We start from the raw sequence: 13,893 nt of genomic DNA on the forward strand, positions 1-13,893 counted from the left end.
GTTGAAATTAACCGCTTTTCAATTTACACTTTATGGTAGAAGAAAACAAATTTAATTTAGGTAGAAAGCGGGTTATAACGTGAAAAAAATATTGGCTTTTATTTTAGTGATAGGTGGTACGGCAGTCCTCTTTTCTACTGCGTTTGCACCTTCCTCTTGGTCGTTAAGTTCGTTCAAGACGTCCAAGTCTGAAGCGGCGTTATCAAGTGATATTCAGCATATTCAAATTGACTCTCCAAGCATTAGTACAACTGTCGTGCCGCAAGATCGTCAAGATATTAAAACAAAAGTAGAAGGTAAAGGAAAAATAGATGTAAAGCAAAATGGAGATACCCTAGTCGTCACTTATCAAAAAAGTCCTTTTCAATGGCTTTCTATTTTTTCAAACACAAAAGTGACAATCTACATTCCTAGAGATTATCACCACAACCTTGCGCTTACGGTAGGTTCTGGGGACCTTCAAGTTGCTACACAGCCTGAGCAAGCGCTTCAGCTGAAAGATGTTTCGATTAAAGTAGGTTCTGGAAATGCAAGTATTTCAAACTTGAGGAGCACCTCTCTTCGTACGGATGTCAATTCTGGAGATTTACAGCTGAGTAATGTTGAAAGCCAAACAGCTAAATTTGCTGTAGGATCTGGGGAAATTAAAGGAACAAACTATAAAGGAAAACTTCAGGCGCGCATTGGATCTGGTGATCTCTATATGTATTTTAAAAAGCTAGAAGAGGCCGTTTCTGTAGATGTAGGATCTGGAGATGCCGTGCTGGTTCTTCCGAAAAGCGCTGGTTTTAAAGTGAATGGAAAAGTAAGCAGCGGTGATATAAACAATGACTTTAAGTTAAGCAATGCAACCGTAACAGAAGATGTATTAAAAGGAAAGCATGGAAATGGAAAATATCCTATTGATGCAGCTGTTTCAAGCGGAGAATTAACGTTAAAATCAAAATAAAACGAACACGGAAGTGTTCGTTTTATTTATGGTCTCACTGCAATATACCACGCTACTCCTACGATTGAGCCTATGAATACGACTCCGTAAATAATAGATAAATTCACTATACTTTTCTTTTTAGATTTTCCGTAATCTTCATCTACTTTCTTTGCAGCACTGATCGTACCTGCAAGGGCAGCAACGCCGATAATAATGACAAGAAGCAATGCTAATTTCATTCATTCTCTCCTCCATATTTCGGTGATTGAATAAGACTGAATACCAAGATGTTATTTATTTCATTTTAAGCAGCACGATTTAATCAGAATATAAAAGCGTTATATCTTCTCTTTCTATCATAAAGCTAAATTATGTAAAATCAACCATCCAATCGTGCATTATTTTCCTCCCCCACTTTACATACATAAAAAATTCCCGAGCTTCACTGCTCGGGAATCTTCACCTAATAGAACTGGCCTTTTAAGGTTTTAAAATAACTTTAATGCAGTTATCTTGATGATCATTAAAGATTTTGTAGGCATTAGCTGCGTCTTCTAAAGCGACTTTATGAGTAATAATTTCTTTTGGATCGAATTCTCCTTGTACAATTTGATCATACAATTTCGGCATAACCGGAATGACAGGAGCTTGCCCCATTTTGAGAGTTACATTTCGAGCAAAAAAAGCTCCTAAAGGAAAACTGTTATAGTTGCTTCCGTATACCCCGGTGATTTGGACGGTTCCACATTTACGAACGGCTTTTGTCGCAATTTGAATGGGTCCGAGCGTTCCACCTTGAAGTTTTAATTTTTGCTCAATGTATTCAAGAGGCGACTTTTTGCCATCCATACCTACACAGTCAATCACCACATCAGCTCCGCCTTTTGTGATTTCTTTTAAATGCTCCCCCATATCTGGGTATTCTGTAAAGTCAAAGGTTTCTACGGCATTCATTTTCTTTGCATGCTGAATTCGGTATGGAACATGATCTATGGCAATAACCCGTTTGGCACCTTTCATCCAAGCAAACTTTTGAGCCATTAATCCCACTGGTCCGCAGCCGAGTACGATAACGGTATCTCCTTTTTTAACATCCGCATGCTCTACACTCCAATAAGCAGTTGGAAGCACATCTGATAAAAAAAGAAGCGATTCATCTTCTAATTCGCACGATTCCGGAATGACAAATGGTGTAAAATTCCCAAACGGCACTTTTAAATATTCAGCTTGACCTCCCGGATGATTTCCAAACTTTTCAGTATAACCGAAATAGCCGCCAGAATCGTAATGTGGATTAGAATTATCACATTGGCTCGTTAAATCATCCTTACAGTATGCACACTGTCCGCACGCTACGTTAAACGGAATAATAACGCGATCTCCTTTTTTTACTTTTGTAACCTCCGGCCCTACTTCTTCCACAACCCCCATTGGTTCATGACCAATAATATAACCGTGAGGCAATGGCATGCTTCCTTGATATAAATGCAGATCAGAACCACAAATAGCCGTTGACGTTATTTTAATGACAATGTCATCTTTCTTCTCTAACTTCGCATCTTCTACTTCTGCTACTTTTACCTGATTAGGTCCTTGATACGTTACTGCTCTCATTTTCACCCTCCATTTTTACAACCTTCATATTACTTAAATTTATCTAAAGGCATGTATTCTATCCGGAGAAATCAAGGAAAATAAAAAAGCAGCGCTTACGCGTCTGCTTAAATGATTATTAAAACTGAAATATATGTTTTCCTACCAGTACATCTGCCATCTTTACAAAGCGCTTGATTTCTAATACGTCATGAACTCGAACCATTTGAACGCCTTGTGCAATCCCTGCATATACAGTAGCTGCAGTTCCTTCCATTCTTTCCGTTGGAGGAGCATCGACTATTTGTCCAATAAATCCTTTACGAGAAGTAGCAAGCAGCACAGGGTAGCCCATCTTTGTCAGCTGATCTAGATGCTGAATCGCTTCTACATTATGTGCAGCCGTTTTTCCAAAGCCAACGCCTGGATCTAAAATAATCTGATCATCTCGAACTCCTGCAGCTTTTGCAATTGATATGCTTTCTTCCAAATCACTTATCATATCTGTAATCAGATTTGTATAATTGGGCTCATGGCGATTATGCATTAAAATAATAGGAACATTATAGTCAGCTGCAACTTGAGCCATTTTGGGATCAGCCTTTGCGCCCCATATATCGTTAATAATATGTGCTCCTGCTTCTAGCGCATGTTTGGCCACTTCCGACTTGTATGTATCTACAGAAATCGGCACCTCTACGCGCTTAGCCACTTCAGAAATAACGGGCACAATCCGTTTAATCTCTTCTTCATCACTAATTCTTGTATACCCAGGACGAGTTGATTCTCCTCCGATATCAATGATGTCTGCTCCTTGCTTCACCATTTCCTCAGCATGAGCCACCGCTTTATCTACATCGTAGTATTTTCCGCCATCTGAAAATGAATCCGGGTTTACGTTTAAAATCCCCATAATAAGCGTACGGTCCGCATAATTCAGTTCATATTTTCCGCATTTGATGACGGATTGAGACGTTAAAGTTGACACTATCCTCAGTCCCTTCGTAATTTGCAAATTGATGTATATTTATAAATATCATGTATTTTGAGAATGTCATACCGTTCGTAATTATATCAAAAGTCGCCGGTCCTATGTGATTTTTCTTAGAGTTTCTTTCTTCTATAGTGTGAGATAAACATTAAAAGTGAATACATAGATAACATTAAAAATCTCTATCGGGCTTGTCTTCAGGGTCTTTTTTCCTTTTCTCACATCTTTTGTGAGTCTTTTTATTCAAAAAGAAAGGATTCGCATGAAAAGTGTTTAATTTATAGCAATAGTTGGGAATTTATAATTAAGTAACTTCCATTTTTATGGAATTCATTTTAAGGAGGATGACTATGACTCAACAACCGTTACAAGTCAAATTAATTCCTTATACAATTGAGTCGATTATCGACTCAACAAACGAAACGCCTAAAGGAGTAAGCTTAATTCAAGCGCCTGCTATTTGGGAACAAAGCAATCAAGGAGAAGGCATTGTAATTGCAGTTATCGACACTGGTGTTGACACAAATCATCCTGACTTAAAAGATTGTATTATCGGAGGAAGAAACTTCACTTCGGATTATGACGGAGATTCTTCTGTATTTGAAGATAATAATGGGCACGGCACTCACGTGTCTGGTACCATTGCTGCTGCGCTTAATAATGAAGGGGTAGTAGGAGTGGCACCAAAAGCAAAAATTCTAAGCTTAAAAGTACTTACCGGTGAAGGATCGGGAAATTACGAATGGATTATTGACGCTATTAACTACGCCGTCGAATGGCGCGGTCCTAACAATGAGCGAGCACGAGTTATTTCCATGTCACTGGGGGGACCACAAGACGTTCCAGAACTGCACGAAGCTGTTCAGAATGCTGTGAATAAAGATGTTTCTGTCGTTGTTGCAGCTGGAAACGAAGGTGACGACCGCGAAGAAACCTTTGAATATTCATATCCAGGAAGTTACAACGAAGTCATTCAAGTAGGAGCAGTGGACAACAGCTTAAGCTTGGCTCCTTTTACCAACGTCAACGAAGAAGTGGATTTAGTGGCACCGGGAGTTAACATCATCTCTACTTTTTTAGAAGGTAAATATGCGACTCTTTCAGGAACTTCAATGGCAACTCCCCACGTAGCAGGAGCTTTAGCTCTATTAATTAACTTATGTGAGAAGGAATTTGGCCGCTCTTTAATCGAAGCCGAAATCTATGCTCAACTTGTAAGAAGGACGCTTCCTCTTGGATATCGAAAAAGCTCTGAAGGAAACGGGTTTCTCATGCTCGATTTGGTAGAGAAAATACATGATATTATTAACGTAGCCCGTATCAACCCTAGTAAGTAATAAATAAGAAAAACGAGAAATCTTCTTGGTTCTCGTTAAATTGAAATAAAGACATGCGAACGCATGTCTTTATTCATATCTTAATGCCTCAATTGGATCTAGCTTCGCCGCTTTGTTTGCAGGAAGCATGCCGAATACAATGCCAATCGTCATGGAAAACAACACTCCTCCAAGTACCACTTGCCACGAAATTAACGACGGCCAGCCAGCAAATAATGAAACAAGAGCTGCACCGCCCGCGCCGAGACCAATTCCAAGCAAACCACCAATTAACGTGAGGGTAATGGATTCAATCAAAAACTGAGTTAGAATTTGTCTTTTAGATGCTCCCAACGCTTTACGAATACCAATTTCTCTTGTACGTTCCGTTACAGAAACCAGCATAATGTTCATAACGCCAATCCCGCCAACAAGCAGGGAAATGCCTGCAATCGATCCAATAATCGTTGTCATAATCCGCGTTACATTTCCAATGCTATCTGCTATTTCTTCTAAGTTCTGCACTTGGTAAGCATCTTCCGCATCATGCAAATTATTTAACAAATCCGTTGCGTCATTGCCTACTTTTTTTAGTTGATCAGAGCTTTTTGCTTGAACACTAAGGTTTGTGTAATCGAGCTTACCGAAGCTTGATTTATACGTATTATTCGGAATATAAATGGTTGGTATTTCAAATGCTAAAAAGCCCGTTGCCTTTTTTGTGACACCAATAATTTTGATAGGCTGACCTTGCACCCATACTACTTGTCCAAGGGCTTCTTTTTTATCAAATAGCTCTTTTTTCATATCGCTTGTGATAACACCTACTCGATTACCTGATAAAAAGTCAGAGCTGTCTAACATTCTTCCTTTTGAAACTTCCAGCTGATTAACTTCAATATAGCCTTCGTTAATAGCATTAACAGTCGTATCAGATTCCTTGTCTCTATATCTTATCCCCATTCCCATTGAACTAGAGGCCACCACATTCTTCACTCCGGGAATAGTCGAAAGAGCTTTGATATCATCCTCTGTAAAGATAGGCTCACCCGTCATTGAAAGGTCATCAGCTTGCATCTCGTCTTCAGGAGGCTGATAGTATACATCAACTGTATTGCTTGCTCCTGTTATTTCCGACTTAATCATCTGTTCTCCGCCCTGACCAATGGCTACAACGATAATAACAGCCGCTACGCCAATGATAATACCAAGCATCGTCAAAATAGAGCGCATTTTATGAGCAAGAACCGAAGAGAGCGCCATGCGAATATTTTCTATCAAACTCATAGGCTATCGTTCTCCTTATCGCTATGACTTAGCACTTTACCGTCACGAACGATAACTGTACGCGATGTGTATTCTGCCACTTCAGGTTCATGGGTAATGACTACAACCGTTGTGCCATCTGCATTAAGCTGAGAAAATTGCTCCATAATGTCAGCACTTGTGTTTGTATCTAGAGCTCCTGTTGGTTCATCTGCTAAAATAAGCGTCGGATTGTTAACAATAGAACGAGCAATAGCAACGCGCTGCTTTTGCCCTCCTGATAGCTCGCTCGGTAAATGTTTCATCCGCTCACTCAGCCCTACTTTTTCAAGCGCAGCTTCTGCTCTGGCTCGTCTTTCCTTACGCGTTACACCTGCATATACCATTGGAAGCTCTACGTTTTCTACCGCTGTTAAACGCGGCAACAGCTGAAATTGCTGAAAAACAAAACCGATATGAATATTTCTTACTTTTGCAAGCTGCTCATCACTATAAGTGGAGATTTCTTGTTCATTTAATAAATAGGACCCTGACGACGAACGGTCTAAACATCCGATAATGTTCATTAGCGTTGATTTACCTGAGCCAGAAGGTCCCATAATCGCAACAAATTCACCGTCATAAATCTTCAAATTAATATCTTTTAAAATTGGCACTTCCTCTTTGCCAAGATGATAACTTTTATGAATATTCACAAGCTCAATCATTGAACAGTCACTTCCGCACCATCAGTTAAGTTCTTTGTAGGATTTGTAATGACTTTGTCTTTAGAAGATACGCCGCTTTTGATTTCAATAAATTTATTTGTTGTTTCTCCAATCTTTACTTCCTTACGAACCGCCTTTTTATCTTTCACCACATATACATATTTTTCCCCATCTTCATTTACAACTGCTTTTATCGGCAAAGATGAAGCTTTTTTACTGCTTGTTTCAATTTCAAGTAGCAGCTTAAATCCCGGCTTAATCATCGTGATATCTTGGTCATCTACTTTTACTTCAACTGGATATTGATTAGCCCCATCATTGCCCGCTTCTGCTGATGCCTGCTGCTGAGGTAGATAGTCAATTTGTTTAACGCTCCCTGCCCATTCTTTATCAGGCAGCACATCTGATGTAATTTTGACAGCTTGACCGGTTTTAATTTTTAATGCATCGTACTCAGACAGCACACCAGTAGCTAAGTATTCATCGGTATTACCAATATGTATAAGCGGTTTTTGAACGTCACTTGTGTTATTAACCGCTTCTTTATCTACTTCTAGCACCGTCCCATTAATATCACTCGCTACGTCTAAATTACGTTCTTTTTTAGCAATTGATTTGGCTTCTAGTTTGTTTCGTTCTAAATCAATTTTAGCCGTTTCTAAATCGAGATTGAGCTGCATACGTTCTGTATCGATTTGATCTCTCGCTTCTTGCTTACTCATTTCTTTTTCCAATTCTTTTTGTTTTTTATTTAAATTAGAAAGCTGTTTGCTTACTGAGTCAATTTGCAGCTGACTGGATTTTTTTTCTAGCTTATTTTGTTCTTGCTCTAAATCAAGCGTATCGCTTTCGTATGTTACAAGAGAGGTTCCCTGCTGTACACGAGATCCTTCTGTTACGTGAAATCGTTCAACCTCGCCTTTTTCAGCATCAAAATAGACATATTGCTCATCAGCAAGCTTTAACGTACCGGGAACCATAACTGTATTTCTTAACTTTTTTTCCTTTATATTTGCTACGTGAACATTGATTGCTTTCCCACTTACACTTTGTGCACGATATACGTTAATTCCAATAACCGCAACAATAACAACTGCTACAGCTGTAATAATTATTCCTTTTTTCATTTACAATCCTGCTCCTTTAAGCGCTTCTGAAGCAGCTCCTCCAACTCCTGAAATAGCGGCTCCTAAGATGAATAAAATAATCACTGTAATAATAGAAGCAGCTTTTGATACATTTGCCACTTTTTGTAGTCCTACTGCTGTCAGAATAAGTCCCCAGATAGAAAAGATTTCAATGGAAGTAAATACTCCTCCCATAGCACCTTTCGCACCAACCATTCCATTTAACGAAGTCACATTAGCTGAAGTATGTGCTAGTGCAGCTACTCCCGTATTAATTAGCTGACCGATTGCTGTGATGAACGTAACAAACAAATTTAAGCTAAACATTTGGCGGTAAGTTGTTTTTCCAGTCCCTAACTTTGCAATTAAAAACAAAATTAAACTCGTGAATGCCAGTGTAGCAACTATTGCAATCACTCCTCCAACCGTTCCGCCGATCATACTAAATGTTGAATTCACTTCAATGCCAGCTTCTTTTTGCTGCTGTAATGCTTCTTTTGCCTGAGGGGTATAGACGGCTAGAATCGTTGTTGCAGCTGTTAAGATGAGGATAAGTAAAAGAGGTCCCCAAATGACCGGGTTGCTTTTCATTTTCTCAAACTGTACAACTGGACTCGTAATAAAACCAAAAATAGAAGGCTTTCCTTTCTCTTGGACTTCCGAAGATACGTTAACTTCTGTGCTCATAATCAAACTCCTTTTATTTTGTTTCGTTATTAGCTCTTAAGACCCGTCTTTTGCTGTTTTTTAAAGTTTTCTAGCAAAATCGACTCTTTCTAAGAAACTCTCAAACACCTAATATTCTAACATAATTATACAAATTAATTGACATTTTTCTTACATTTTATATTTTTTATGGTATTTTTAGAAATTAAAGAGATGTCTGAATGAAAGTATTAATCTTACTTATAATTTCTAAATATTCTAATTATTATTTGACATCATTCAATAGAATCCGTATATTATGATTAAAGTTTATTATTCCTATGCTTTTTATAAGTTTTATATCTAAGGAGGAGTTTCAATGTCTGCTAAGAAACCATTTCGTCCTGAAACACAAGCCATCCATTCTGGCCAACAGCTTGACCCGGCTACTTTTTCGCGTGCGGTACCTATTTATCAAACAAGCTCATTTGGATTTAAAGATACGGAGCATGCTGCATCTTTATTTAATTTAAGTGAACAAGGCTACATCTACACTCGAATTGTAAACCCTACTACGGACGTTTTTGAACAGCGAATTGCTGAGTTAGAAGTCGGAGTAGGTGCTCTAGGAGTAGCTTCGGGTCAGTCAGCTACTACCTTTTCCATTTTGAATATCGCTTCGGCAGGAGATGAAATTGTATCAGCAAGCAGTTTATATGGGGGAACATATAACCTCTTTTCGTCTACGCTTCCTAAACTGGGCATTACCGTCAAATTTGTAAACGCTGATAATCCAGAAAATTTTAGAAGTGCAATCACTTCCAAAACAAAGGCAATTTATGCTGAATCCGTTGGAAACCCGCAGGGAAATGTGCTAGACATCGAGGCAGTTGCAGACATTGCCCATGAACATGGAATTCCTCTTATTATTGATAATACGGTTCCAAGCCCTTACCTTCTTCGTCCAATCGATTTCGGAGCAGATATTGTCGTTCATTCTGCTACTAAGTTTCTTGGAGGGCATGGAACAGCAATTGGGGGTGTTATCGTAGACAGTGGAAAATTTGATTGGGAAGCGAGCGGGAAATTTCCAGACTTAACAACTCCAGATCCAAGTTACCATGGCCTCGTATACACGGAAGCTGCCGGTGAAGCTGCTTATATTACAAAAGCGCGCGTTCAGCTTTTACGAGATATTGGAGCTGCTTTATCACCTTTTAATTCCTTTTTACTCCTTCAAGGGGTAGAAACACTCCATCTGCGATTAGAGCGTCACAGCGAAAACGCATTAAAGGTAGCGAAATTTTTAGAGCAGCATGAATTAGTAGAATGGGTAAATTATGCGGGGCTTCCTTCCCACCCTTCCTATTCTTTGGCACAAAAATACTTGCCTAAAGGGCAAGGAGCAATTTTAACCTTTGGTGTAAGGGGAGGAAAAAACGCTGCGGCTAAGTTAATTGATTCGGTTCAGTTATTTTCTCATTTAGCCAATATCGGCGACTCTAAATCACTCATTATTCACCCGGCAAGTACCACTCATCAACAGCTATCTAAAGACGAACAAAAAGCTTCGGGTGTGACGCCAGAACTCATTCGTTTATCGGTTGGAACAGAAGCAATCGACGACCTTCTTGAAGATTTGGATTATGCCTTAAAAGCCAGCCAAAAAGTGAATACAACTGTTTAAAAGCTGTGATTTTTCACAGCTTTTTTTATATCATCCAATAACTTTTTATACTTTCGCTTATGCTACAATAAACAAAACGAATGAAAAAGGAGTTACTATGAACACGTTCAATTCAATACCTGCTATCACATTTACAGACGTTCATAAAACATTTAAGGATAAAGAACATAGTGTTTTAAAAGGCATATCGGGTACAGTGATGCAAGGCTCGCTCGTCATGATGGTAGGACCATCAGGATCCGGAAAAAGCACCCTTCTTTCCATGTGCAATTTACTCTCTGCACCTGATGAAGGAAGTATTGAAGTATATGGAAAAGACATTAGCAAATGGACTATTTCTGATTTACGAAAAAAAGTGGGCATTGCTTTTCAATCTGCTCCTGTTATTGATGGAACAGTGCGAGATAATATGATGCTTGTTCAAAAACTGCACGGCAAACAGGATATTATGCCTAAAGAACTCTGTGCCTTGATCGGTCTTTCCCCTGACTTGTTAGACCAGGATGCCAGAGATTTATCCGGTGGTCAAAGACAAAGGTTATCATTAGCCCGCACGCTGTCCAACGGATCTGACCTTTTACTTTTAGACGAAATCACTTCTGCTTTGGATGCCACTTCTGCTCATGAAATTGAGCAGCTTATTTCTCATTTACATAAAGAGCAGAATAAAACGATTATTTGGGTTACCCATAATTTAGATCAAGCGAAACGTTTAGGAGAGGAAGTCTGGCTTTTAATGAACGGAGTGATTGTAGAAAAAGCGAAGACGGAGACCTTTTTTCATGCTCCTGTAAAAGCTGAAACAAAACAATTTATTGAAGGAGCCTTTCTATGAGTTCACTTTCACTGATTTTTACAATTGTTTTTGTTTTTATTGCTCTTTTTTTATCAAAATCTTTTCGTATAGGACTCGAAAAAGATATTATCATTGCCAGTATTCGAGCAGCCGTTCAGCTGTTAGTGATCGGATATGTTTTATCGTTTATTTTTGACGCGAATCATCCTGTTTTTATGATTCTCATTTTATTCGTTATGCTCACAGTCGCTTCTCAAAACGTTGTAAAGAAAAAAAAGCAGGAATTTAAAGCTTTTTTTCGTGTATTTGTCACTCTTTTTATTGTAGAAATCCTGACCCAAAGCGTTATGCTCGGTCTACATATTATCCCTGCTACTCCGCGCTACGTCATTCCTGTCAGCGGTATGATTATTGGAAATTCGATGATTTTGGCTAATTTATTTTTAAATCGGTTAGATGCTGAAGTAAGTCGAAGAAGAGAGGAGATTCAATTAATTCTGGCGCTTGGGGGTACTCCTAAACAAGCTATTCATAGTATTTTAAACGCCGCAATCAAAGCTAGCATGATTCCTACGGTAGAAAGCCAAAAAACAATTGGACTTGTTCAGCTTCCGGGTATGATGACAGGCCAGATTATTGGAGGGGCAGATCCGATACAAGCTGTCAAATTCCAGCTGCTTATCGTTTTTACTATTCTAGCGTCTGCTACGCTTTCCTGCGTCATCTTAAGCCGATTAACATACCCTACCCTCTTTAATAGCTATCAGCAGCTTATCCGTGAGCATACATAAAAAGAAGAAAGGAGACTCCTTTCTTCTTTTTTTACTGAGCAGCTTTTTTTAATCTTGATCCTACGTCACTTCCAAAGGTCACTCCTAAATCACCGAGCCATCTTCTATAGGCAATACTCAATCGGTCCGGATTCAAATGAAGCTCTGCTTGTAAGTCAAGCGGCAGCTCTTCTGGTTTTTGACTTTCCACAATACTGGTATCTTGTTCAATAATAAGCTGCTGAAAATCGCGGAAATATTGATCAGGTGCATCAAACGAATAGTTTCTAGAAACCAGCGCAAACACCGTGGACTTTCTTTCCTCTTCAGGTAAAACCGCAAACAGCATTGAAAAGATTTCACCCGTTTCATAGTTCACTTTTTTCAATCTTGCAACAGTAGGACGAAGAATTTCAAAGGTATAATAAATAGTAGCAAAGTTACCCGTACCATCTGCATCTGCGTACACAGCGATTTCATCAGAAACGTATCGGTTATCTTTCCAATGCACCTTATAATCAGGAATTTCGGCGTAGTCAGAGTGTCCAAGGCTTCCTTCGTGAACAAAAGCCAAATGGCTTACATCTAGAAAGTTTTCTACGACACGAGGAGCTGCTGCCTGCAGAGTATGAGAGTTGGCGCAAACCGTTTTGAATCCGGAGTTAAGATGTTCGTCATACTGGGGAAGAGGAGTATCGCCCGCCTCTCTATTCATCTTCACCCATATAATTCCGTACTTTTCAACGCAGTCATACACCTGTGCTTTTGCTTTTGAAGGAATAGCTCTTCCCGGCGGCTGTTGAGGAATTTTTACACAAGCCCCGGCATCATCGTATTTCCATCCGTGGTAAGGGCATACAATGCAATCATCTACCACCTTTCCAAGAGATAACGCTGCACCGCGATGGATGCACAAATCTTTAAATGCTTTAATGGCATTAGTTGTGCGAAAAAGCACAACTCGCTCTTCTAAAATCGTTACTTGCAAAGGCTGATCTGTTAAATCATGTGAATAAGCTGCAGGCAGCCATTCCTTAGCCAATACTAAATCTTTAATCATCTACATCGCCTCCGTACAATAAGTAAATTTATTTCTTGTTTATAAAAAAAACCGCAGAAATAGAAGGAGTGCTTCTACTTCCGCAGCTTTTTCGTTCCGTAAAACAGACTATAAGCGCGCGAAGATTCTACATGATTGCAGATAGAGCGACCTTAGCACTTCATCTACAATGACAATACGTGTTCATCGCTATTTTTTAAACTTAATACTTAAACCCTTATATATTGAATAAAGAGCGGCCAGCCGCTAAAAGCTTTTCTGTCCACTGATTTCTCTTAGTTTTACTTTATCAATTTCCCACTGAAAAATCTCTTGATTTGTAAGCACCTCTAACATGATTTTTTCGGTTAAACGAATAAAAGCTGCGGTTTTTAAAACCGCAGCTTGCTTTATTATGAGCTCATATAACTGGCTGTATATTTTTTCGTCTGCTTTTGTATTTCTTGATTTAAATGTTTGAAAAATGAGAGGGTTTCTTCATAATCCGTCGCTTTTTCATGAAACTTCAATGTAAGACTTTCTTCAAACAACGTTTCTCCTTGATGACCAACCGCTTTCAGCTGAACATCTGTAACAATACCTTGCGAAATCGAACATAATAAATAATTAAAGCAATGAACCGGAACGATATGCATGAGATGAAAATCATCGATAGTTCTATCACTTTTTGTTTTCTTAAATTCCACGGTGAGTTCTTCCGGATGAATAAACACATTTATATGCTGTTTGGACAAACAAGTAGGATTCATTTTTTGTGTATACTCACAAAATTCCAGTCCAATAAATACAGAATTCTCGGAGTCAGCTTCAATGAAGATTTGCGAATTTTTTACCATTGTCCTCGTCCTCCATATTCAATCTAGTTCCCCCATCACTCGCATTCAGTTGTAGAATATTTCCATCTTTTTTCTATTCTATCATTGATTTTTCTCAGTGCCTATTTAATAGAAGGAAGTTCTCTTTAAAAGAGAGGGAACTGACAGGCAGTTCTTTATGTGAGAAGA

At 38.9% G+C, this 13,893-nt stretch carries 14 protein-coding genes; 5 read left to right on the plus strand and 9 right to left on the minus strand.

Annotated elements, in window-relative coordinates; translation table 11 throughout:
* Positions 1-79 precede the first annotated feature (79 nt).
* The gene (gene liaG / locus AC3WJG_RS12465) at positions 80-949 is read left to right on the plus strand and encodes a LiaG family protein (RefSeq protein ID WP_337133810.1); all 870 of its coding nucleotides are present in this window, start codon (positions 80-82) and stop codon (positions 947-949) included.
* A 26-nt stretch (positions 950-975) separates the two neighbouring features.
* On the opposite strand, the gene AC3WJG_RS12470 is transcribed toward liaG, so the two are convergent.
* From AC3WJG_RS12470 to folP, 3 genes are all read right to left on the minus strand, one after another.
* Positions 976-1,170, minus strand: a complete 195-nt coding sequence (locus AC3WJG_RS12470; RefSeq protein ID WP_013055532.1) for a hypothetical protein — start codon at positions 1,168-1,170, stop codon at positions 976-978.
* 241 nt (positions 1,171-1,411) lie between these two features.
* Positions 1,412-2,545, minus strand: coding sequence for a zinc-dependent alcohol dehydrogenase (locus AC3WJG_RS12475; protein ID WP_098333808.1), 1,134 nt, complete (start codon positions 2,543-2,545; stop codon positions 1,412-1,414).
* A gap of 118 nt (positions 2,546-2,663) precedes the next feature.
* Positions 2,664-3,512, minus strand: coding sequence for a dihydropteroate synthase (folP, locus tag AC3WJG_RS12480; protein WP_081085188.1), 849 nt, complete (start codon positions 3,510-3,512; stop codon positions 2,664-2,666).
* 353 nt (positions 3,513-3,865) lie between these two features.
* Between folP and AC3WJG_RS12485 the strand changes: the two genes are divergently transcribed.
* Positions 3,866-4,852 carry a S8 family peptidase gene (locus AC3WJG_RS12485; RefSeq protein WP_080754379.1) on the plus strand — a complete coding sequence of 329 codons (987 nt, stop codon included), beginning with the start codon at positions 3,866-3,868 and terminating at the stop codon, positions 4,850-4,852.
* A 69-nt stretch (positions 4,853-4,921) separates the two neighbouring features.
* Here AC3WJG_RS12485 and AC3WJG_RS12490 read toward each other — a convergent pair whose 3' ends face one another.
* From AC3WJG_RS12490 to yknW, 4 genes are read right to left on the minus strand one after another with little or no spacing between them, the layout of a single operon-like run.
* Positions 4,922-6,118 carry an ABC transporter permease gene (locus AC3WJG_RS12490; protein WP_016763129.1) on the minus strand — a complete coding sequence of 399 codons (1,197 nt, stop codon included), beginning with the start codon at positions 6,116-6,118 and terminating at the stop codon, positions 4,922-4,924.
* A complete protein-coding gene (locus AC3WJG_RS12495) occupies positions 6,115-6,804 on the minus strand; it encodes an ABC transporter ATP-binding protein (RefSeq protein ID WP_028407557.1) in 690 nt (229 codons plus the stop codon). Before AC3WJG_RS12495 ends, AC3WJG_RS12490 begins: the two co-directional genes overlap by 4 nt.
* Positions 6,801-7,931 (minus strand): efflux RND transporter periplasmic adaptor subunit, encoded by a 1,131-nt coding sequence (locus AC3WJG_RS12500; protein ID WP_098433431.1) that lies wholly within the window; start codon positions 7,929-7,931, stop codon positions 6,801-6,803. Before AC3WJG_RS12500 ends, AC3WJG_RS12495 begins: the two co-directional genes overlap by 4 nt.
* On the minus strand, positions 7,932-8,618 hold the full coding sequence (gene yknW / locus AC3WJG_RS12505) for a YknW family membrane protein (RefSeq protein WP_098248652.1): 687 nt from the start codon (positions 8,616-8,618) through the stop codon (positions 7,932-7,934).
* A 337-nt stretch (positions 8,619-8,955) separates the two neighbouring features.
* On the opposite strand from yknW, the gene AC3WJG_RS12510 reads away from it, so the two are divergent.
* From AC3WJG_RS12510 to AC3WJG_RS12520, 3 genes are all read left to right on the plus strand, one after another.
* Positions 8,956-10,263 (plus strand): homocysteine synthase, encoded by a 1,308-nt coding sequence (locus tag AC3WJG_RS12510; RefSeq protein WP_492588279.1) that lies wholly within the window; start codon positions 8,956-8,958, stop codon positions 10,261-10,263.
* 97 nt (positions 10,264-10,360) lie between these two features.
* On the plus strand, positions 10,361-11,098 hold the full coding sequence (locus AC3WJG_RS12515) for an ABC transporter ATP-binding protein (protein ID WP_337133818.1): 738 nt from the start codon (positions 10,361-10,363) through the stop codon (positions 11,096-11,098).
* Complete coding sequence (locus AC3WJG_RS12520; RefSeq protein ID WP_028407552.1) at positions 11,095-11,850, plus strand: ABC transporter permease; 756 nt, start codon at positions 11,095-11,097, stop codon at positions 11,848-11,850. The genes AC3WJG_RS12515 and AC3WJG_RS12520 overlap by 4 nt, the downstream gene beginning before the upstream one ends.
* A 31-nt stretch (positions 11,851-11,881) precedes the next feature.
* Here the strand turns inward: AC3WJG_RS12520 and AC3WJG_RS12525 are convergent, their stop codons facing one another.
* Both AC3WJG_RS12525 and AC3WJG_RS12530 read right to left on the minus strand, forming a co-directional pair.
* Positions 11,882-12,889 (minus strand): aromatic ring-hydroxylating dioxygenase subunit alpha, encoded by a 1,008-nt coding sequence (locus AC3WJG_RS12525; protein WP_102813469.1) that lies wholly within the window; start codon positions 12,887-12,889, stop codon positions 11,882-11,884.
* Positions 12,890-13,281: 392 nt separating this feature from the next.
* The gene (locus AC3WJG_RS12530; protein WP_050689301.1) at positions 13,282-13,725 is read right to left on the minus strand and encodes a hypothetical protein; all 444 of its coding nucleotides are present in this window, start codon (positions 13,723-13,725) and stop codon (positions 13,282-13,284) included.
* Positions 13,726-13,893 lie beyond the last annotated feature (168 nt).

This window comes from Priestia sp. FW507-14D1A (assembly GCF_058781295.1).